Source organism: Coriobacteriaceae bacterium (assembly GCA_025992855.1).
Classification (GTDB): Bacteria; Actinomycetota; Coriobacteriia; order Coriobacteriales; family Coriobacteriaceae; genus Collinsella.
Genome location: DAJPGB010000001.1, coordinates 1,039,300 through 1,060,405, shown reverse-complemented (window position 1 = coordinate 1,060,405; position 21,106 = coordinate 1,039,300). Strand labels below are relative to the sequence as shown.

Sequence of the window (21,106 nt, the reverse complement as noted above, 5' to 3'; positions counted from 1 at the left end):
GTAAAGGCAAAGGCACCGGAGCCGATCTCGGCTTCGGCGCCTTCATCAAACAGCGCGTCTATATCTTCGCCTAGGCTTTCGTCTGCCTCAATACTCCGAATCAAACGACATGTCGCCCGAACCGACCTCAAAACGATACGTGGCAGACTTGTCACCGTTATCGAATTCAAGATTCAAAATGGTCTCGCCGTCGTAGCCAAGCGGAAGGAAATCGCTCTCGAAGTCGCCGCTGCCCAAGGTGAGGCTCGCCTTAAAGCCCGTCGAGTTCGGAACCGTCATCTCCACATCGCCCGAGCCCACACTCACGTCCATCGACTTCGTGGGGGCCGGGTAAAGCTCGAACGTCACATCGCCCGAACCGACCTCGGCATTCAGGGTATCGGTCACGGTGCCCGTAAACTCAACGTCTCCCGAGTCCAGAGTCAGGTTGAGGTCATGACACGCAATGCCCGCGACCGTCAGATCACCCGATCCTACATTCGCTGTAATGCCCACCATGTTATCGGCAACTTTGCGCGGCAGTTCGACGGTAACCGTGCGGTCAATGGCGCGCTCGTCATCGCAATCGAACTGGCGAAGCTTGAGCGTAGAACCCTTAACCTCGGCCAGATTCTGGGTTGCCGCATCGTAAGCAGCTACTCCTTTTGCGACGCGGCCACTCTCGATGACACGTACCGGCCCGTCGGAAACGCATTTGATCTCAACCGTACCCGACGTCACATCCAAGTCAAGGGATGTGAACGCGTCGGCATCAAACGTTTCCTTCGAAAGCTGTTGAGGCCGAGCGGAATAGTTACCGCTATTCAAGGAATCGTCCTCGTCAAACGCATCGCCCATACCAGACAAGCCGGATACAACATCGTCGAAATCCCACGGTCCATCAAAATGAATCAAAGTCCACGAAGTGCCGAAGACAAGTCCGATGATAAGCACAAACGCTCCGATGCCGACACCCAAGCGCCTCTTAGACTCATGCGAGAGCTTCATCATTCACCACCTTCTTTGGCACTCGGCTCAGCGGTGGCCCCGGCAGCCATGTCAGCGTCAACCGCAGTGGAAACGTCCTCCCCCTTAGTCCTAGCGACCGCCGGCGCCGGACCAACCTGGATATCCCCGCGCGCCCAATCGCCATCGAGCGCACGCGCCACCCAGTGATAGATGGGGATCGTAAAGAAGATCAGCGCGGCAAAGGGGCCGGCACCAAACAGGAACATCAGCAAAAAGAACAGCAGCCAGCACACAGCCCAATACGGGAACGACTGAAACGGACCCTTCACCGGAGTCACGCTGGTCGCACCGGCACCCGTCACCTGAGCCGTCGCCGCATTAGCTGCCTGCGCGCTCCAACTTGCCGCTTGCGCCGCCTTGGCAGCCGCATCACTCGCCTGCGTTGCCGCCTCGGTAGCTCGTGCCGCCGCCTCATGAGTGCGGGCACGCTCCGCCGCCTCGGCCTCGCGCTGACGGGCGCGGTCCTCGTTCTCAAACTCGATATCGTCCTCGATCTCATCGCTCGGATTGAGGAGCTCGTCCAAACTCACGCCATAGAGTTTTGCGAGCGAGATCAGGTTCTCGGTATCGGGCGAGCTCTCCGCACGCTCCCATTTACTGACCGCCTGGCGCGACAGCCCCAGCTTTCGCGCCAGCCCTTCTTGGCTAAAACCCTTGCTGCGACGAAGGTCGGCGAGCCGCTGCGCAGTTTCTACATTCATGGTTCCTCCTATGTGATGCCAGCCGTGCCGCCGGACCGTTTTTGTTCTTAAGGCGCCTTGCACAGTTAAAAATCTATCCGCCACCGCCAAAAGCATGCCACCTATTCTAGTGAGATTTTTGACAACCGGCGGTTGCGGGCATATATGAGCTGCGGAAATGTGTCCAAACAAAGCAATGACCCGCAGCTCGGTTGTCCCCGTCGCGGCGTTAACGGTAGTATGGTCGTACTGTTTATTCCGCACCGCCAACGGAGGGAGTTCCGCGCCGTGAACCGCGATTTCGCCTCATCGCTCATCCAGCTCAACAATACGTTCTATCGCGAGCACTCCGCCTCCTTTTCCGATACGCGCCAGGCTCCTTGGCCCGGCTGGGTGCGCACCATGGACATAGCGCTCGAACAGCTCGACGTCGCCACGATCGAGCATCCCGTCCGCGTCTTCGATCTCGCCTGCGGCAATATGCGATTCGAAAACTTTGCCGCCGGCGGCGCACTTGCCGCCAAGGGCGTCGACGGCGCAAACCCCTCGGCAGATGCCAGCTGCCCGTTTGAGTTCTATGGCGTCGACTCGTGTCAAGACCTGGCCATCGATGCACATGGCCACGCGCTGCGCATTCCCAACCTGCACTTCCAGGAACTCGACGTGCTCGACGCCCTCATGAAGCTCAACCCCGCCGAAACACCCGACGTGCTTTTCGACGCCCCGCTCGCCGATATCTCGGTCTGCTTTGGCTTTATGCACCACGTGCCGTCGTGCGAGTACCGCGTACGCGTGCTCGACGCCCTGGTGCGGCAAACGCGCCCGGGCGGCATCATCGCCATCAGCTTTTGGGAGTTTATGAACGACGAGCGCATGGCGCGCAAGGCCGTTCGAGCCGAAGCCCGCGCCGAGCTCACCCCGCCGTTTGAGGGTTACGATTCCGCGCAGTTTGAAGCCGGCGACCACCTCATTGGCTGGCAAAACGACCGCCACGCCTACCGCTATTGCCATCACTTTGACGATCAGCAGATCACCGACCTGGTGCGCGGCGTCCGTACGTTCTACAAAAGCGGCGAGGTCCCCGTGCGCGAGCTTGAGCGTTTCCATGCCGACGGTCGCAGCGGCGAGCTCAACCGTTATGTGATCCTCAAGCGCCTGTAGGCATCGACGACTCGCCGCCGAGCCGTGCCGCTTCTTTCGGGCAAACTATGCCCACCCTTTTCAACCCATTGACGGAACGCGCAGCTATGCGTTCCATATTTATGACCAAGGAGCCTCATGGGAGCCGTCCACGTTCGCACGCCTAAGAACTTTGTGCTCGAGGAGCGCCTGGAGCGCTACGCCGATGCGATTGAGACGAACCCCGAGGCCTATGCCGGAGATTGGCGTGAAGTCTGTGCGCCAGTTGGCAGCAAGCCATTCGAACACCTTCACCTAGATCTTGGCTGCGGCAAGGGAACGTACCTTGTAGAGCGCGCGGCCCACGAGCCAAACACGCTCTTTATCGGCATGGACCAAGAGCCCATCTGCATCGCCTATGCCGCACAGAAAATCTGCGAGCATGAACTGACCAACGCACTCGTTCTGCCTCGAGGCGCCGCATCGCTGCCGCAGCTATTTGCCACAGGCGAGCTCGATGCCATCACCATCAACTTTCCCACGCCGCAGCCCAAGGCCAAGTACGCCAAAAAGCGCCTCGTCCATGTCGACCATCTGATGCTCTATCGCCCGCTCTTTGCAGCCGGCGCCACCGTAACGCTGCGAACCGACAGCAAACCGTTGCGCGATTACGCCCTGGGACAGTTTGCCGCAGCCGGCTACGATACGCTTTGGGTAAGTGACGACGTCCGCCGCGACCATCCCGAGCATCCCGAGACCGAATATGAATGCCGCACGCGCGAGATGGGCGCCGCCGTCTATGGCATTTGCGCTACGCCCGGCGCGGAACCCATCGAAGAGCAGCTCGCGGCGGGCCGCGCGCAGGAGCAAAGCCTTGCCTGCTACCTGCCCGAAAACCTCGATGAGCTCACCTACGTGCCTCTCGGCATGGAAGAGGCCGTCGAGAACTTCAGAAACCGTGCCCGCAAGGGCAAGAAGCGCCTGCCGCAAGAGTCCTAGGGGCTTCTGATGGTCGCGGCGTCAGCAAATAAGCGCGAATAGGCGCCAGCAAACAACCCTCAAACCTAAGTGAGTAGACTTTTTTGCAATAGCCAAGCACAACCCGCATAACGAAAACTAAAACCGCAGATAGAACCCTTGTGCAAAATCCATGTGCTCGCGACATCGCAAAAAGTCTACTCACTTAGCTGGCAACTGCACCAAACGGCCGGGCAGAACGCCCATTTCCTGCATTTTCTTGCCTGCAAACGCATCGATGCGCCGCTACGCCATAATAGTTGGCGGACAATCGCGAGAGAAAGCAACCACATGGCACAGACCACGACAGATACCGCCGCCAGCACCGTCTCCGGCGCCGGCGCCGCCAGCTCATTCTCGGGCGGCACGGGAACCGAAGCCGAGTTTGGCTCGCTCGGCGCGCTCTCCCCCACCTGGTGGGAGCCCGAGGACGGCAGCGAGCCCGAACCGTGGCTCACGCCCGATCAAGCCTTCGAACGCTTCTTTGAATGGACGAGCGATCGCGGCATTGAACTGTGGGATCACCAAGAAGAGGCCCTCATGGACCTGGCTGCCGGCGATCACGTCATTTTAGGCACACCGACCGGATCGGGTAAATCGCTCGTCGCGCTGGGCATGCTCTTTATGGGCATGGCGCAGGGCAAGCGCTGCTACTACACGGCTCCCATCAAGGCTCTGGTCAGCGAGAAGTTTTTCGACCTTGTGCAGGTGCTCGGCCGCGATAACGTAGGCATGATTACCGGCGACACGCATATCAACACCAAGGCACCCGTCATCTGCTGCACGGCAGAGATCCTTGCCAACGACGCACTGCGCGAGAGCGAAGATGCCGACGTGGGCTGCGTGGCCATGGACGAGTTCCACTACTTTGCCGACCCCGACCGCGGTTGGGCTTGGCAGGTGCCGCTGCTCACCCTGCCCCACACGCAATTCATGCTCATGAGCGCCACGCTCGGCGATGTCACTGCCATCGCCGCCTCACTCGAGGAACACACCGGTGCTACCTGCGACTTGGTCGTCGATGCCCCGCGCCCCGTGCCGCTGAGCTACGACTACGTGACGACCTCCCTCGAGGGCACGGTCGAGCTCGCCATGCGCCGCGGCGAGGCCCCGCTCTATATCGTGCACTTTAGCCAGGATGCCGCCCTTGCAACGGCACAGTCGCTCGCCAATTTTGGCATCGCCAGCAAGGAGCAGCGCGAGGCCATCAAAGAAGCGGCAAAGGGGACGAGCTTCTCCACGGCCTTTGGTAAGATTCTCAAACGCCTGCTTGGATGCGGCGTCGGCGTGCACCATGCCGGCATGTTGCCGCGCTATCGCCTGCTGGTGGAGCGCCTGGCGCAGCAGGGCCTGCTGCCCGTCATCTGCGGCACCGATACGCTCGGCGTCGGCATCAACGTACCCATCCACACCGTGGTACTCACCGCGCTCACCAAGTTCGACGGCTACAAGATGCGTCGCCTGCGCGCCCGCGAGTTCCATCAGATTGCCGGTCGCGCCGGCCGCTCGGGCTTCGATACCGAGGGCGTGGTCATCGCCGAGGCCCCGGAGCACGAGATCGAGAACGCCAAACTCATGGCCAAGGCGGGCGACGACCCCAAGAAGCTCCGCAAGATTAAAAAGAAGAAGGCCCCCGAGGGCTTTGTCACCTGGAACAAGCAGACCTTTGAGCGCCTGATCGAGACGCAGCCCGAGACGCTCAAGCCGCGCCTTCGCATCACGCACTCCATGGTGATTAGCGTGGTCGAGCAGGGCGGCGATGCCCGAGTCCGCGTACACGACCTCATCGAGACGAGCTTGCAGACCCCCGAGGAAAAGGCCAAGCTCGAGGTTCGCGCCGACGAAATCTTCGCCACGCTCATCGATTCCGGCGTCGTCGTTCGCACCGAGGTGCCGCCCGCGCCCGACGCCCCGACTGACGCCGCGCCAGACATCGACTATGCACTGACGGTCGATCTGCCCGAGGACTTTGCGCTCGACCAGCCGCTCTCGCCGTTTTTGCTTGCCGCGCTGGAGCTGCTCGACCCCGAGAGTGAGACCTATACCATGGATCTGATCTCAATGGTCGAGGCTACGCTCGAGGATCCCAAGCAGGTGCTGCGCGCGCAGGAGCGCGCCGCGCGCGACCGCGCTATGGCCGAGATGAAAGCCGACGGCGTCGAATATGAGGAACGCTTGGAGCGCATCCAGGATGTCACCTACGAAAAGCCGCTCGAGGATTTGCTCGATGCCGCCTTCGACAAGTACTGCCAGGAAGTACCCTGGGCCAACGACTACCAGCTCTCGCCCAAGAGCGTCCTGCGCGACATGTTGGAGAGCGCGAGCGACTTTAAGGGCTATATCCAAAAGCTCGGCATCGCCCGCTCCGAGGGCATTCTGCTGCGCTACCTAGCCGAGGCCTACCGCTCCCTCGATCGCACCGTGCCCATTGAGAAGCGCGATGAGCGCTTGCGCGACATCATTTCGTGGCTCGGCTTTGTGGTGCGCTCGGTCGACTCGAGCCTGGTGGACGAGTGGGAGAACGCCGGCAACCCGGCGGCCCTCGACGCCGCGCCGCCGCAGGGCATCGACGAGGTCGTTGCGGACCGTCGCGGCTGCACGCTGCTGGTGCGCAACGCACTCTTCCGCCGCGTGACCCTTGCCGCCCGCGAGCACGTTCGCGACCTGGGCGAGCTCGACGACGACTGGGGCATGAGCGAGATCCGCTGGCAAAAGGCGCTCGACGCCTATCATGAGCAACACGAGGAAATCCTCACCAACGGCGACGCCCGCGGCGCCGCGATGTTTACCATCGACGAGAGCGACGAGAAGACCGATCACGTGTGGCACGTGCACCAGATCTTTGCCGACGAGGATGGCGACCACGACTTTGGCATCATGGGCGATGTCAATCTGGACGCCACGCAAGACGGCGGCGAGGTCATCTTCAAGAACTACCGTGTCGGCTTTATCGAGGACCTGCTCGAGGACTAGCCGAACTTACCGGAACGAAACGAAGTGGGGCCGCTGGCAACATCGCCAGCGGCCCCGCTTTTGCACTATACGCTATCCCCTACTCGGCATCCTCGACCTCATACGAATCCGCCTCGGCGGGCTCATCGTTTGCCCCTGTCGCAGCCCCGCGCGCCTCGTCAAACGCCGCCTTCATGGTCTTGTTGCCCCAGGTGAGCTTGCGAATGGTAAGATCGTCGGCCTTCTTGTTGGCTAGACGTAAATTGTTCTCGGAGGACAGCAATGCCTCCTTGGTTTTCTGCAGATGGCTAATCGTCTTGTCAATCTCCTCGATCGCCGTCTGGAACTTACGGCTCGCAAGCTCATAGTTGCGGCCGAAGTCGTTCTTGAACTTCTCCATCTTGGCCTCGAAGTTCGTGACGTCGATGTTCTGTTGCTTGTACTCCGCCAGCTCCTGCTTATAGCGCAGCGAACCCATGGCGGCGTTGCGCAGCAGCGTGATCATGGGAATGAAGAACTGCGGGCGGATCACGTACATCTTCTCATAGCGGTAACTCACGTCGACTATCCCTGCGTTATAGAGCTCGCTTTCGGGCTCGAGCAGTGTGCAGAGCACCGCGTACTCACAGCCTTTCTGGCGACGATCGTGATCGAGTTTCTTAAAGAAGTCCTCGTTTTTGTGCTTGGTCGCGGTCTCGTCGTTCTCGTTTTTCATCTCGAACATAATCGAAATGACCTCGTTACCGCTTGCGTCGCACTCGCGGAAGATAAAGTCGCCCTTGGTGCCCTCGGACGCATCGTTATCCTTCTCGAAGTACGCGTTAGGAAACGCCGTCATGCGCAGACGGTTAAACTCGGTCTCGCAGTGCTGCTCGAGCGACTCGCCCACCATCTTGGTGGACAGGCGGACCTTCATGTCCTTAAGGCGCTCAATCTCTTCGTCCTTGTAGCGAATCAGGTCATCGCTCGCGCGCTTGGCCTGCGCAAGCTCGAGCTCGTGTGCCGCCTTGACCTGTTCCTCGCGAGAATCGCGCACCGCCAGCTCGCTCGTCAGTTTGGCACGCGCCTCATCGCGCTCTCGCTCCGCCGCGGCGACCGCCTCTGACAGGTTCATTTTTGCCATCAGTTCCTGCTCGCGCAGCTGGGCACGCAGGCCCTCGGCCTCTTGCTCGGACTGAGCCTTTGCGGCGGAAAACTTCTCTTGCACCTTCGCGCGATAGTCAGCAAACGCGCGCTCGGCCTCGCTGCGAGCGGCATCGAGCTCACGCTGCGACTCTGCCGCGGCAGCGGCAAGCGCCATCTCCTGGGCCTTGTCCGCCGCGGCAAGCCTGGCCTGCAGCTCGGCAATCTGAGCGTCGCGTGCAGCTAAATCGTTTTGAGCAGCGTTGCGCGCCGCCGACTCGGCAAGCTTTGCTTCGTCATCTTTGCGCCCAAGCTGCGCACGCAGGCTATCAATCTCACGCTGGAGTTCGGCATTCTCTTTTTGAGCATTGGCTCGTGCCTCAACCGCCGCGCGCTGGCTTGCACTCTCGCGCTCTGCGGCAGCGCCCTCGAGCTTAGCGCGCAGCTCGGCAAGCTCAGCATCGCGCTTGGCAACCTCTTGCGCCAGTTTCTGATCCGCAGTGTTCTTCTGCTCGACAAGCTGAGCGTCGCGTTGAGACTCCGCCTCCTGCAGGGCAGACGCCGAACGCGAACGCTCAAGCTCCAGCGCCTGCTCGCCCTCGCGTCGAGCCGCCGCTACGCGCTCATCAAGATCGCGCGAGAACTCGGCATCGCGCACTTGCTTGACGATATCCGCATAGCCGGACGCATCGACCTTAAAAACTTCGCCGCAATGCGGGCACTTGATCTCGTTCATAGCAGCTCCTCGATGGACGCAAATTTCAACCGCCTACACTCTACCGCGCTATGCGGACAAAAAAGGCGCCGCCGCCATAATGGCAACGGCGCCAAAACCACCACAAAGGTGCCTGTCCCCATTGTGGTGGTTTGAGTGCTTTACAGGTCGCGGTAGTCGATGAGGCGAAGATCGTCCTGGGCCTCGAGCCATGTCCGCAGCTCGGGATCGATCAGCGCATCGACCTCCTTGGTACGATCGGTCGTAAGCGAGCTACTCTCGAGGATAAAACGATCGAGATAGCCCGGATGGCAGACAAAGACGACCGTCTCGTCATCGGACATCTCACGAACCGTCTGCATGATTGCTTCCTTGGGCTCGTAGCCCGGCTCCATCGAGCGCATCACCATGCGCAAATCGGTGTCTCCGCAATGCACCACGGCCGTGGGGTCGAAGCTCGCCTTTTGCTCCTTAAGCCCCAGCTCCTGTGCCACCACCGAAATCGCGCGGTTGAGGTTTTTGCTCATAACGGCGTGTGCCTCAAAGTAATCAGGCTCGCGCCCCACGATCTCGACAAAGCGGTCATGCTGCGCGCGAATCTCAATGCAGGCCTCGTCAAAGTCGATCAGTTCCTCGCCACGCTTAAAGTGCTCGCGGAAGGTACGGCTGCTATGGAACTCGCCGTTGTCGTCGAGCAGGCTTGGAATGAGTGCCGGATCGGCACACGGTTTGCCCAGGCACACGTTGGTATGCTGGCCCACCGCAATGCCGGCATCGGCCACGAGCGACCAACCGCGCTCTGCCTCGGGCATATTGGGCATAAGGCCCGCCGAGCGCACCAAACCCTCGTTGACGCTTCGGGCAATCCCCAGGTCAACGGCATACGAATAACCGATATCGTCGGCACGAATAAGCAGTTGTTTCATAACGACTCCAATCTATGGAAAAGGGCACTTGGAGAGTAGCCAAGTGCCCTGGGTAATTATCCCACCTAAACAGATGTCTTAAGCCTTAGCGACAGCAGCATCCTCCTCGAGCTGCTCCTTGGTAAAACCAAAGAGGTAGGCGATGGCAGCGGCGGAAATAAACGCAACGCCCGAAGCAACGCAGCCCCAAACGAGGTTGGCCGTTCCGCCGGCAACAAATCCGGTAATAGCCAGAATATTCGTTGCGCCCAAAACATACGTCGTCACGTTCGTGAGGGCCGCGACCAGGCCGCCGATAGCACCGCCGGCAACCATGGCGCCCAGGCAGCGGGTGTACTTAAAGCCGCAGCCATACAGCGCAGGCTCCGTCACGCCACCGACGATACCGGAAAGGGAAAAGCCGAGCATAGCGCCCTTCTCGTCGGTCTCCTTAAGGCGCAGGAAGGCACCAAAGGCCATGCCCCACGTGGCGAACTGAGCAATACCGCCTGCAACCATAACGCAGGAGTCAGAGCCCAGCGTAAGCAGCTGAACAATACCAAGGGTAATCAAAACCTGGTGCATACCGGTCATGACCAGGAACTCCCAAAGCGCGGCGATAGCCACCAGGGAAACGATGGTTAGGATACCGCCGGTGTTGCCGAGACCGAACATGAAGTTGCCGACCACGCTGCCCAGGATGGAGCCGATCGGAGCCAGAGCGCACAGCGAAACGGGAACCATGACGGCCAAGGTGCACACAGGCACAAACACCGTGGAGAGCATGTCGGGAATGACCTTCTTCATGAACTTCTCGACGACCATGAGCACCGGCATGGACAGGACCATGGGGAGCACGGTGGCAGAATAGTTGTTCAGCTGAGCCGGAAGCACGCCGTAGACCAGAGTGGTCGTTGCACCCGAATCTGCTGCAGCGTTAACGAGCGTCATAAACTCGGGGGCAATGAGCACACCGCCGAGCATCATGCCGAGCGGCTGGCTGCAGCCGAGCTGTTTGGCAGCGGCCCAACCCAGGTAAATGGGCAGGAAATAGTAACCTGCGTTGTAGATCCAGTTATAGAAGAAGTTGTAGATATCGGAATCGGCAGCCCAAATACCGAGCATGCCGTCGCCGCAAATCACGGCGATGGTACGGAACATGGCGGCGCCCATGATGATCGGAATCGTCATGACCATCGTCTTGGACAGGTAGTTGAGGACCTTCTTGCCCGCAGTCTTGAGCGTCAGCGGCTCCTTGGTGCCGTCATCGAGATTCTCGTCGATGGAGCCTTCGCCCTTAACTCCCAGCGCAATGGCGGCGTCATAGACCTTCGGCACGTTCTGGCCGATGATGACCTGATACTGGCCGCCAGACCACTGGGCACCCAGTACGCCCTTGATCTTCTTAACTTCATCGTCATTGGGGATGGACTGATCCTTGAGGTTCAGACGCAGGCGAGTCATGCAGTGCGTCGCGTTCGTCACATTGGAGGCGCCGCCGACGGCAGCAAGCACGTCCTCGGCAATCTTCTTGTTATCGACAGCCATGTCGAATCCCTTCTCTTCCAACTAAAAGCCCGTGGGACTTCACCGCGCCAAGGCACACGATTCCGCTCGCGCCTGCGCAGCGCGCGATGCCCGTTGGCAAGAGATTTCATTGCATGTGATTCCCGGGTGGATCGACATGAAAAAAGCCCCGCGCACAACCGACAGAGACCCAATACGGACCTCGGCAGAATCGGTAGTGCCTCTCGGAGCTGCGCCGTGAGTAACACCCAACACACGGCGAGTATATGCGGTGAACGCGTTCGCTGCGGCTCAGATTACTGACAAACGGTAGCAAAGAGCCCGCGAACGGTTGCCGAGACAGATTTGAAACGCTTAGTCGCCCCTACTAGTTATCTGCATTTGAAGGAGCCACGCGATTCACATGCATGATCAGGTAGACAAGCTCTTCTTGCGCCAACGCCTCGCCAAAGGTCTCCTGAATCAGCTCGTCGACACGATGGGCACAACGCGATGCCGCCGGATACTGCTCCACGAGCACGTCGTAGAGACCGGAATTCTCGGTATCGATGGGCTCTTTCTTTGCCACGCGGTCGAGCAGATAGCGTACATGAGTGGCAAAGCGGGTAAAGGCGAACGACGTACGATCGACCGTCACGCCGAGCTCTTCCTGAATAATTGCGACCGTCATGTCGAGCAGGCGCTCCTCCTGCTGCTCGGCAAGTACGCGCCGCTCGCTTGGCTTAACTGCCGCGTTGATAATCGACATGGCGATACCCGCGGCCTCGCTCTTGGGCATGCGGACGGCAAAGGTTTTCTTAATACCGCGAACAGCCAGCTCGCCTAAGCGATATTCGATGGGGTGCAACTGCTCCAAATCGCGCTCGAGCGGCAACGATACCACCATGTGCTCACGAGCGCGCTTAATGGCAAACTGAATATGGTCGGCCAACGTAATGGGCAGATTGGGACTCAATTCGTACGAGAGCTGCCCGGTTGCGATATCTGCCAGCTGAGCAGAAAACTCCAGCACCTCGGGATCAACCTCGTCGATAAACGCCAGGTACTTTGAATCGACGCCGTAAAAGGTGCGGGTGATGACATCCAGGTCGACCTCGTGGGGCATATCGCCAAAGCCGATACCGCGACCCAACGCGATAAGCTGACGCCCCGCACCATCTTCGCAGATGGCAGCGTTGTGGTTAATGCGCTGGATAGCCCTCATGGAATCATCGCTCCTATTAAAACGCGCCGCGCAGACCATCCGCGCGGCGCGTTCATTCTACCTGCACTTCCAATTACAGTCCAAAGAAGCTCAAGATCTGATCTCGACTTACGGGCTTGTAGCCATTGGCGTCGAGGCCAACATCGTAGCGGTAAACGGGACGCTCGCGATCACGGTTGCGCGCGTTGGTACGGTCCCCCCTGCTGTGGATATGCCCGTGCAGCATAATGGCACCACGCGCTTTGCCGTTCCAACTGAGCATGGGGTAATGGCTCAAAACCAGGCGATGTCCCTTGGCATAGCCGGGGGCAATCTCCAGGTAGTCGCGCACATCATCCCAAATATGCGGTGCGTCCGGATCTTCCCAATCGCCGTCATGGTTACCGCGGATGAGCGTCACGTTTTGACAGGCAATACGCTCGCGTAGGTTCACGGCCTCCGCCATGGGCAGCCGATACGTAAAATCGCCAAGAATATAGAGGCGGTCGTCCGCAGCAACGCACTCGTTAATGGCGTCAATAACCTTGCGGTTCATCTCCTCGACCGAGGCGAACGGCCGATCCATATCGTGCAAGATATTCGTATCGCCCAAGTGCAAGTCGGCGGTAAACCACATCATCGTCTGTGTCCTCATTTCGCAACGCGTCTAACACGTGCCTAGTATACAGACGCTTGGGCGCGGCGGTTACCCAAAGAGCCCGCCAAACAGTCCACGGCGGCGCTTGTCATTCTTTTTCGATGCGTCGCCTTGCGCGTTCTTATCCTTCCGCTTTTTACGATCCTGCTCCAGCTCATCGTCATCGAGCAGCAGATCCCACTCAAACGGATCGCCTACCAGATCGAACAGGTCATCGTCATCAAACATGACCGCCTCCATCACCGATTAGCGAGTATCCGCCACATAGTTGAGAAGTCTGCGGGTTCGTGCGGACACAAATTCACCCCGTCCGTGTCTTTCAATCGCTTGCCGCAACGCTTGCGCGACGGGACGCTTGCAGATAAGATAGGAACACGGATGGCACCCGTGGCAGCGGGTCTTGCCAACTCCGATACACGTTTACATCGTGAGAAGTGGCCGTCTTCGCTTACGCGGGGGCGGCTATTTCGTTCGGCCGATAAACAGGCCGAGTTCGATAGCCGCGATTAACAACGCCAATAACGAAATAACATCGCTTACGCTCATACCAATTCCCTTCTAAAGGGAGTTGGCCCATCCGTACCCCGTGGCAGTAGTCTAACGCAAATGGCGGGCAATAGGAACACCTGTTCGTATTGCCCGCGCCTTTTTCTAGTGCACAAACATGCGCACGAACTTGTGCTTCCAGCTTGCGTAGGGCGCATAGCGGAACGGCACGTCCAGCCAGGTTGCCTTGCTCACGATGCTCTTCTTGTGGCTAAACGCATCGAAGCTTTCACGGCCATGGTACTGTCCCATGCCGCTTGCGCCCATGCCGCCAAAGCCCATATGGCTCGTAGCCAGATGCATGATCGTGTCGTTAACGCAGCCGCCGCCAAAGGGCACGTAGCGCACAAAGCGCTGCTGCACCGCGCGGTCCCGGCTAAAGATGTACAGGGCCAGCGGCGTCGGACGCTCCATAATAAACGCCTCGGCCTCGTCTAGACCTTCAAACGTCAGCACCGGCAAGATGGGGCCGAAAATCTCCTCCTGCATCACGGCATCCTCGGGCGTCACGCCGTCCAGGATCGTCGGCTCAATCTTGAGCGAGGCCTCGCGTGCCGCACCTCCCAGCACAACCTTGTCGGGATCGATCAGCCCGCGCACGCGCGCGAAATGCTTGGCGTTGACGATATGGCCGTAGTCCTCGTTGTCGAGCGGGTGCTCGCCAAACATGCGGTGGACTTCCTCCTTGATGAGGTCCAACAGCTCGTCGTGCACGCGCGCGTCAACCAGCAGATAGTCGGGCGCCACACAGGTCTGGCCCACGTTGAGCCACTTACCAAAGGCGATACGCCGCGCCGCAACCTTCAAGTTTGCCGTCGCATCCACGATGCAGGGACTCTTGCCACCCAGTTCGAGCGTCACAGGCGTAAGGTTTTTACTCGCGCGCTCCATGACCAGCTTGCCGACCGGAACGCTGCCGGTAAAGAATATTTTGTCCCAACACTCATCGAGCAGCGCCTCGTTCTCGGCACGACCGCCCTCGACGACCGTCACCAGACGCGGATCAAACGCTTCCTCGCAAATCTGCCTGAGCACCGCACTCGAAGCCGGCGCATAGGCGCTCGGCTTGATGACCACCGTGTTGCCCGCAGCGAGCGCACCGGCGAGCGGCTCCAGCGTCAACAGAAACGGATAGTTCCAAGGCGCCATGATCAGCGTCACACCATAGGGCACCGGTTGCGTTTTGCACACGCTAATGGCATTGGCAAGGTCACATGGACGCAGGTGTGCACGGCTCCATCGGGTCACATGCGCAATCTGATGGCGAATCTCGGAAAGCGACGTGCCGATCTCGCACATATACGCTTCGTCGTGCGACTTGCCCAAATCAGTCTTGAGCGCATGGGCGATATCGTCCTCGTGTGCCCGAACCGCATCTCGCAGGCGCACGAGCGCGCGGCGGCGAGCATCGACATCAAACGTGGCATGCGTTTTAAAATAGGCACGCTGATCGGCAACGACGCGCGCGATTTCCTCGGTGTTCATGGACCCTCCTAGTTCTCGTCCTCAAACATACCACCCGCAACGACCTCGTACATATGCTCGAGCTCCAAACGGTCCATTAAAAGCGGGACAGGATACAGCGGATTGGCCTCGGCATCGGCATGGGCCGCCATTTGCGGAATATCGGAGCGGCGAATACCCGAAATATATTTGGGGATCCCCAAGGCCTCGTTCATGCGATCGACCCAATCGATAAAAGCCTCGGCGGCCAGGCCGTCCTGTGCGTTAGCCGGCGCAATGCCCGCCATGCGAGCAAGATCGGCAAGCTTGGGAACTGCAGTTTCGCCATAAGCGCGCAGCATGTGCGGCAGGATAATGGCGTTGGCCAAACCGTGCGGAATGCCGTATTGGCCGCCCAGACTGTGCGCGATGGCATGCACGTATCCGACATAGGAGCGCGTAAAGGCGACGCCCGCCTTATACGCCGCCGAAAGCATATTGCGGCGCGCACGCATGTTGTCGCCATGCTCATAGGCCTCGAGCAAATTGTCGTGGATGAGCTGAACCGCCTGGCGCGCCATCTTGCGCGTGTAAGGCGTGGTGCTGCGGCCGATAAACGCCTCGACGGCATGCGTCAGGGCATCCATACCCGTCTGCCCCGTAATGGACGCCGGCAGTCCACGCGTAAACTCGGGGTCGTGCACCGCAAAGCGCGGAATGAGCACAAAGTCATTGATGGGGTACTTATAGTGCGTCTCGTCATCGGTAATCACCGCCGCGAGCGTGACTTCGCTTCCCGTGCCGGCGGTAGTGGGAACCGCGATAAGCAGCGGCAGGAGACGGTGGACACGCAACAGGCCGCGCATCTTGTTGATGGGCTTGTTTGGCTGCGCAATGCGCGCGCCCACGCCCTTGGCGCAGTCCATAGCCGAACCGCCACCAAAGCCGATAATGGCCCGGCAGTCGTTCTCGCGATACAGCGCCGCCGCTTCCTCCACATTCGAAACCGTGGGGTTCGCACGCGTATCGGCATAGACCGTAACGCCAATCCCCTTTGCCGCAAGTGCGCTCTCGAGTGATGCCGTGAGTCCCAAACGGGCAATGCCGGGGTCCGTCACAATGAGAACGTGCTTGATCGAGCGCTTTTGAAGTACCGCGGGTACATCCTCGGCATGCTCCAAAATGCGCGGCTCGGTATAGGGCAGGATCGGCAATGCGATGCGAAAAACCGTCTGATATGTTCGGCACCAGGCACGACGGGCTAGATGCATAAAGGAAACTCCTTCATTTGTTGATGGGTCAACATTTGCTCGACCGATTGTACTCAGCGGCGGTCAAAGACGGCTTGCCAATCGTTAATCAATCAACATCTTCATATCTCGAAATTGTTTTATTAAAAATCATTCCTAATAGGCTTCACATTTGGTTGCATTTATGGATAATAGAACTCGTCAAGACGCACGTCCGGAGAGGGCCCTTACGGGACCGGACGAGCGCACAATCGCCATCGATCGAAAGGATCGAATCATGAAGTTTGTTTGCCCCGTTTGCGGTTATGTGGAAGAGTTCGACGGCGACCAGCTGCCCGAGGACTTCAAGTGCCCCCAGTGCGGCGTTCCCGGTTCTCGCTTCCTGAAGCAGGAGGAGGGTCAGCTCGAGTGGGCTGCCGAGCACGTCGTGGGCGTCGCCAAGATGGAGGGCGTCTCCGAGGACATCGTTGCCGACCTGCGCGCCAACTTTGAGGGCGAGTGCTCCGAGGTCGGTATGTACCTGGCCATGGCGCGCGTCGCTCATCGCGAGGGCTATCCCGAGATCGGCCTGTACTGGGAGAAGGCTGCCCACGAGGAGGCCGAGCACGCTGCCAAGTTCGCTGAGCTCCTGGGCGAGGTCGTAACCGACTCCACCAAGAAGAACCTCGAGATGCGCGTTGAGGCCGAGAACGGCGCCACCGCCGGCAAGACCGATCTTGCTAAGCGCGCCAAGGCCGCTGGCCTCGATGCCATCCACGACACCGTGCACGAGATGGCTCGCGACGAGGCTCGCCACGGCAAGGCTTTCGCCGGCCTGCTCAAGCGCTACTTCGGCTAAGCCAGCAACCTGAGACATAACCTCTAGCTCGATGAGGCCCGGACCGCATGGTTCGGGCCTTTTTCGTGCCTCACAAACTTGTTAACTACCTGAAATAGGACCGCCTTCGGCATCGGCTTCTCGTCAAAAACTAAGTGAGTAGACTTTTTGGAACTTGCCGAGCAGACCATCCATATCACTTTATAAAGCCGCAGGTAAATGCCTTGTTGCAAAACGACCTAGTCGCCAAAGTGCCAAAAGTCTACTCACTTAGATTCGCAGCCGTCCACGATCGAGCCATTTTGTGTCTAACGGGCATCTTTCCGTCGATTACTCCCAATTTTGTCCAGTCAATGAATAGTTCAGACCGGAGTAATATCTCAGCCCTTTGCTCATCCGAGCTTTTATCACGATATTCAGCATCGAGCATCCTGCATATGGCCTTAACGATCGCGCGGAATCTATCCTCATCCGATATCTGTCTGTGTGTAAGGAGAAGCACATCGTAGCCCATGGCCTGAAGGGCCGTCATGCGGTCAGCGTCACGCAAGCCATCCCCTGCGCGTCCGTGCGAGGCCTTTCCCTGACATTCAATGGCCACCTGTCGCCTACCGTCCGGCGAAGAAAGAAGTAGGTCGATATATACACGGGACTTTCCCACAATCGCTCGAGCACTTGTGCTTAACGTCACTTCGACATTGAGCTCTATGCCGCAAAACCCTTCGCCTCCCAGGGCTCGCGGCAGTCCAAGCAACAAATACGCCTCGACCTCAAAAGGCAACGCGGCACCCAATGGAACGAGTTGCGATACCGCCATAAATCTATTGCCGTAACGCATCCCGCAAACATCTGAACAAAAACGGTCAAGGTCTCTGCCTAAAACCAAAGCGTCTCGACGCCATAAATTTGAGGCGGTGCCGTCCTCGGACGGGCAGCGCACCCAACCGAACGTTGTCGAAATCGCGCCCGAATCAATTGCACGCGAAAGCTCCGCCTCAAGTGCCGCCGGCAGAGCGCACACCGCAAACAAGCCACACATCTCCGCCAATACCAAAAGAAGCTGGAGATCCGTCAGGTGCCGCGACATGATGAATGCCGTCAGTAGAGGAGACGTAATCAAAAACCCATGCTCCGTTTCCAGCACGGATTCCCTGGGAAGCTCACCAAGAAACAGCCGCTGCCTAATGCTGGCTGGACAAGTCCGTTTGTTTCTCGTCCGAACCAATGTATACAACGGAAAACCGAGTGCGACCGCAGCCGTCGGGTTGCGGGCGAGATCATATCGCTGCCGGTCTTCTTCCGGTCGTGGAAGCGGCGGACACAAAGCGCGGACTTGAGGAGGCAAACGCCAATACCTAAAAGCCGATATGTCACAAAGTAGATCCTTCATAGGCACAGGAGAACACGAATTTCAACCCAGTCAGTCACGCATTGGCGCGAACGCACCAAAAATGGCGCCGAACGGACTGCCAAGTTTTCAACAGCCCTCCCCAACTGGCCAAAAGCTTGTCGAGAGCTGGACGAAGCCCTGTTGAAAACCCCATTTTTTTCTCATGCAGAAGCTTTACGCGGCAAGTGAGTAGACTTTTTTGAACATTCCGAGCAGGCCGGTCTTCCTGCTTTTCAAAACCGCAGGTAGATAACTTGTTACAAAACTGCCTGGTCGCCAAAGTGCTAAAAGTCTACTCACTTAGGTTGCAGAGCACCCCCCATTAGCTGCAATTCCAAGGTATTAAGCATTTTTGGACTCAAATCGTCATACTGGACAAGAATTTGAGTTGAGTTTTTAGGGACAGATGCGCCATCGGCACACCAATAACAGTCACTGATATCGACAAAAGGGATACTCGAGCGCGTGAGGGCCCGTGCAAAAGTGCTTCCGCCCGTTCCACGCTCCGCAACCACGGTGCAGTAAAGGCCCGCGTCTGCGTGTTCGATCGAGACTTCCCCTGCCGGAAATGCCTTCCGTACAAGCGCCGCCAGGCCATCACGCGCCTCGCGAGCACGAACGCGCACGCGGTTCACATGTCGCTCGTAATCACCCGATTCCAGCAAACGAGCCAAAGCGACCTGGTCAACAGAACTCACCGACGAGGCGTAAAAACCAAGGTTGCGCCTAAACCGCTCCATTAGCTCATCGGGCAGCACCATGTACGCTAGACGCAACGCCGATGACAGGCTCTTCGAAAACGTGTTGGTGTAGATAACCGACTGGGAGGCATCGATCGACGCGAGCGCGGGAATTGGCTTGCCGGCAAGGCGAAACTCACAATCAAAGTCATCTTCGATGAGGTACCGACCTGGTCGCTCGGCGGCCCAGCTCAGCAGCGCATAGCGACGCGCAATGCTCGTCACAAGACCGGTGGGATACTGATGGGACGGCATAAGGTGAAGGACATCGGTCCCAGTTTTCTGCAGAGCGCTCAGGTCCACGCCGTCGTCATCCAACGGGATATGTCGTACTTGGCAGCCCATAGCCTGATAGATGCGCGTCAGACGCAAATAGCCCGGGTCCTCAACGGCATACACCTTGTCAGCGCCAAGCAACTGAACCAACATGGTATCGAGCAGCTGGGCGCCTGCACCGATAACAATGTTGTTGGGGTCGACATTCATGCCCCTTGTCCCACGCAGATGGTGAGCAATTGCGCGTCGCAGCCGAGCGGTGCCCTGCGCCGGTGCGGGCGAAAAGATTTCGCGCTCATCTTCGGATGCCAGCGTCGCCCGTAGTGCGCTTTGCCAAAGCCGCGCCGCCTCCAAAGCGGAAGGAGAAAGTGCATCGAACAGCTCGACCTGTCCGTTGACATCATGCGCGCTGAGGCCCACAGAGACGGTATCTCGGTCGATGCCCTGCGAAGCCAAAGGCAAAACCGGTGCATCCGGAAGCTTGCAAGCGTAGTAGCCACGACGCGGCATTGAGCAAATATAGCCCTCGGCAAGTAACTGGCTATATGCATTCTCGATGGTAATGACACTGATTCCCAGATGACTGGCAAAGGCGCGCTTAGACGGAAGATGCTCCCCCGCCACAATACGTCCAGCAACAATATCATCTCGAATTTGCTGGTAAACATACTCATAAAGCGATGCTTCGCCGCGTTTTTCCAAATTGTAGTCAAGCATGAGTTTGCCACCTGACCTTATCGAGCTGTTCAATCTGGTATTAGGCTGACATTATTATTATCTCGAAAACTGAGTATTTTGCCATACCCAGCTCCCCGATAGGATGTTCCGTCAAGCAATGCACATGCCAACCAAGGGAGCAACCATGGCAGAACAGACCAGCAAGGCCGATCGCGTCAAACTCAATCGCGAACTCGCGCAGATGCTCAAGGGCGGCGTCATCATGGACGTCACCACGCCCGAGCAGGCACGCATCGCCGAGGAGGCAGGCGCCTGCGCCGTCATGGCACTCGAGCGCATCCCGGCCGACATCCGCGCCGCAGGCGGCGTCTCGCGCATGAGCGACCCCAAGATGATCAAGGGCATCCAAGAGGCCGTCTCCATCCCCGTCATGGCCAAGTGCCGCATCGGTCACATTGTCGAGGCGCAGGTCCTGCAGGCCATCGAGATCGATTACATCGACGAGTCCGAGGTTCTCTCCCCCGCCGATGAGGTCTATCACATCGACAAGACCCAGTTTGACGTGCCGTTTGTCTGCGGCGCCCGCGATCTGGGCGAGGCGTTGCGCCGTGTTGCCGAGGGCGCCACTATGATTCGCACCAAGGGTGAGCCGGGTACGGGCGACGTCGTTCAGGCCGTGCGTCACATGCGCAAGATCCAAAAGCAGATCCGCGACGTTGTTGCCCTGCGCGACGACGAGCTCTTTGAGGCAGCCAAGCAACTGCAGGTTCCGGTCGAGCTGGTACGCGAGGTCCATGCCACGGGCAAGCTTCCCGTCGTGAACTTTGCCGCCGGCGGCGTAGCGACCCCGGCCGATGCCGCGCTGATGATGCAGCTGGGTGCCGAGGGCGTCTTTGTCGGCTCGGGCATCTTTAAGAGCGGCGACCCCGCCAAGCGCGCCGCTGCCATCGTCAAGGCCGTGGCAAACTTCACCGATGCCAGGCTCATCGCCGAGCTTTCGAAGGACCTGGGCGAGGCCATGGTGGGCATTAACGCCGACGAAATCGAGATTATCATGGAAGAGCGCGGGCGCTAGTCCAG

17 protein-coding genes are annotated in these 21,106 nt (G+C 58.9%); 5 read left to right on the top strand and 12 right to left on the bottom strand.

Translation table 11 applies throughout. The features are described from left to right. Positions 1-87: 87 nt before the first annotated feature. Together OIL88_04390 and OIL88_04385 are read right to left on the bottom strand one after the other, a co-directional pair. The gene (locus OIL88_04390) at positions 88-987 is read right to left on the bottom strand and encodes a DUF4097 domain-containing protein (protein ID HJI71611.1); all 900 of its coding nucleotides are present in this window, start codon (positions 985-987) and stop codon (positions 88-90) included. Further along, the gene (locus OIL88_04385; GenBank protein ID HJI71610.1) at positions 987-1,709 is read right to left on the bottom strand and encodes a helix-turn-helix domain-containing protein; all 723 of its coding nucleotides are present in this window, start codon (positions 1,707-1,709) and stop codon (positions 987-989) included. The genes OIL88_04390 and OIL88_04385 overlap by 1 nt, the downstream gene beginning before the upstream one ends. 267 nt (positions 1,710-1,976) lie before the next feature. On the opposite strand from OIL88_04385, the gene OIL88_04380 reads away from it, so the two are divergent. From OIL88_04380 to OIL88_04370, 3 genes are all read left to right on the top strand, one after another. Further along, positions 1,977-2,849, top strand: a complete 873-nt coding sequence (locus OIL88_04380) for a class I SAM-dependent methyltransferase (protein ID HJI71609.1) — start codon at positions 1,977-1,979, stop codon at positions 2,847-2,849. Between the two features lie 117 nt (positions 2,850-2,966). Further along, a complete protein-coding gene (locus OIL88_04375; protein HJI71608.1) occupies positions 2,967-3,806 on the top strand; it encodes a methyltransferase in 840 nt (279 codons plus the stop codon). Positions 3,807-4,115: 309 nt separating this feature from the next. Continuing rightward, complete coding sequence (locus OIL88_04370) at positions 4,116-6,797, top strand: DUF3516 domain-containing protein (protein HJI71607.1); 2,682 nt, start codon at positions 4,116-4,118, stop codon at positions 6,795-6,797. Positions 6,798-6,876: 79 nt separating this feature from the next. On the opposite strand, the gene OIL88_04365 is transcribed toward OIL88_04370, so the two are convergent. The 8 genes from OIL88_04365 to OIL88_04330 all read right to left on the bottom strand — a co-directional run bounded on the left by OIL88_04365 (position 6,877) and on the right by OIL88_04330 (position 16,146). Next, positions 6,877-8,634, bottom strand: coding sequence for a DUF2130 domain-containing protein (locus OIL88_04365; GenBank protein HJI71606.1), 1,758 nt, complete (start codon positions 8,632-8,634; stop codon positions 6,877-6,879). 140 nt (positions 8,635-8,774) lie between these two features. After that, positions 8,775-9,539, bottom strand: coding sequence for a ChbG/HpnK family deacetylase (locus OIL88_04360; GenBank protein HJI71605.1), 765 nt, complete (start codon positions 9,537-9,539; stop codon positions 8,775-8,777). 78 nt (positions 9,540-9,617) lie between these two features. After that, on the bottom strand, positions 9,618-11,066 hold the full coding sequence (locus OIL88_04355) for a PTS transporter subunit EIIC (GenBank protein HJI71604.1): 1,449 nt from the start codon (positions 11,064-11,066) through the stop codon (positions 9,618-9,620). Positions 11,067-11,412: 346 nt separating this feature from the next. After that, on the bottom strand, positions 11,413-12,249 hold the full coding sequence (locus OIL88_04350; protein HJI71603.1) for a PRD domain-containing protein: 837 nt from the start codon (positions 12,247-12,249) through the stop codon (positions 11,413-11,415). Positions 12,250-12,322: 73 nt separating this feature from the next. Continuing rightward, positions 12,323-12,868, bottom strand: coding sequence for a metallophosphoesterase family protein (locus OIL88_04345; GenBank protein ID HJI71602.1), 546 nt, complete (start codon positions 12,866-12,868; stop codon positions 12,323-12,325). A gap of 66 nt (positions 12,869-12,934) precedes the next feature. Next, complete coding sequence (locus OIL88_04340; GenBank protein ID HJI71601.1) at positions 12,935-13,114, bottom strand: hypothetical protein; 180 nt, start codon at positions 13,112-13,114, stop codon at positions 12,935-12,937. A 423-nt stretch (positions 13,115-13,537) separates the two neighbouring features. After that, entirely contained in the window at positions 13,538-14,917 is a 1,380-nt protein-coding gene (locus OIL88_04335; GenBank protein ID HJI71600.1) for an aldehyde dehydrogenase, read from the bottom strand. An 8-nt stretch (positions 14,918-14,925) separates the two neighbouring features. Then, positions 14,926-16,146 (bottom strand): iron-containing alcohol dehydrogenase, encoded by a 1,221-nt coding sequence (locus tag OIL88_04330; GenBank protein HJI71599.1) that lies wholly within the window; start codon positions 16,144-16,146, stop codon positions 14,926-14,928. A gap of 253 nt (positions 16,147-16,399) precedes the next feature. Between OIL88_04330 and OIL88_04325 the strand changes: the two genes are divergently transcribed. Further along, the gene (locus tag OIL88_04325; GenBank protein HJI71598.1) at positions 16,400-16,963 is read left to right on the top strand and encodes an NADH peroxidase; all 564 of its coding nucleotides are present in this window, start codon (positions 16,400-16,402) and stop codon (positions 16,961-16,963) included. Positions 16,964-17,204: 241 nt separating this feature from the next. On the opposite strand, the gene OIL88_04320 is transcribed toward OIL88_04325, so the two are convergent. Continuing rightward, positions 17,205-18,086, bottom strand: a complete 882-nt coding sequence (locus OIL88_04320) for a hypothetical protein (protein ID HJI71597.1) — start codon at positions 18,084-18,086, stop codon at positions 17,205-17,207. 542 nt (positions 18,087-18,628) lie between these two features. Next, a complete protein-coding gene (locus tag OIL88_04315) occupies positions 18,629-20,065 on the bottom strand; it encodes a PLP-dependent aminotransferase family protein (GenBank protein HJI71596.1) in 1,437 nt (478 codons plus the stop codon). 145 nt (positions 20,066-20,210) lie between these two features. Between OIL88_04315 and pdxS the strand changes: the two genes are divergently transcribed. Beyond that, positions 20,211-21,101, top strand: coding sequence for a pyridoxal 5'-phosphate synthase lyase subunit PdxS (gene pdxS, locus OIL88_04310; GenBank protein HJI71595.1), 891 nt, complete (start codon positions 20,211-20,213; stop codon positions 21,099-21,101). The last annotated feature ends 5 nt before the right edge of the window (positions 21,102-21,106 follow it).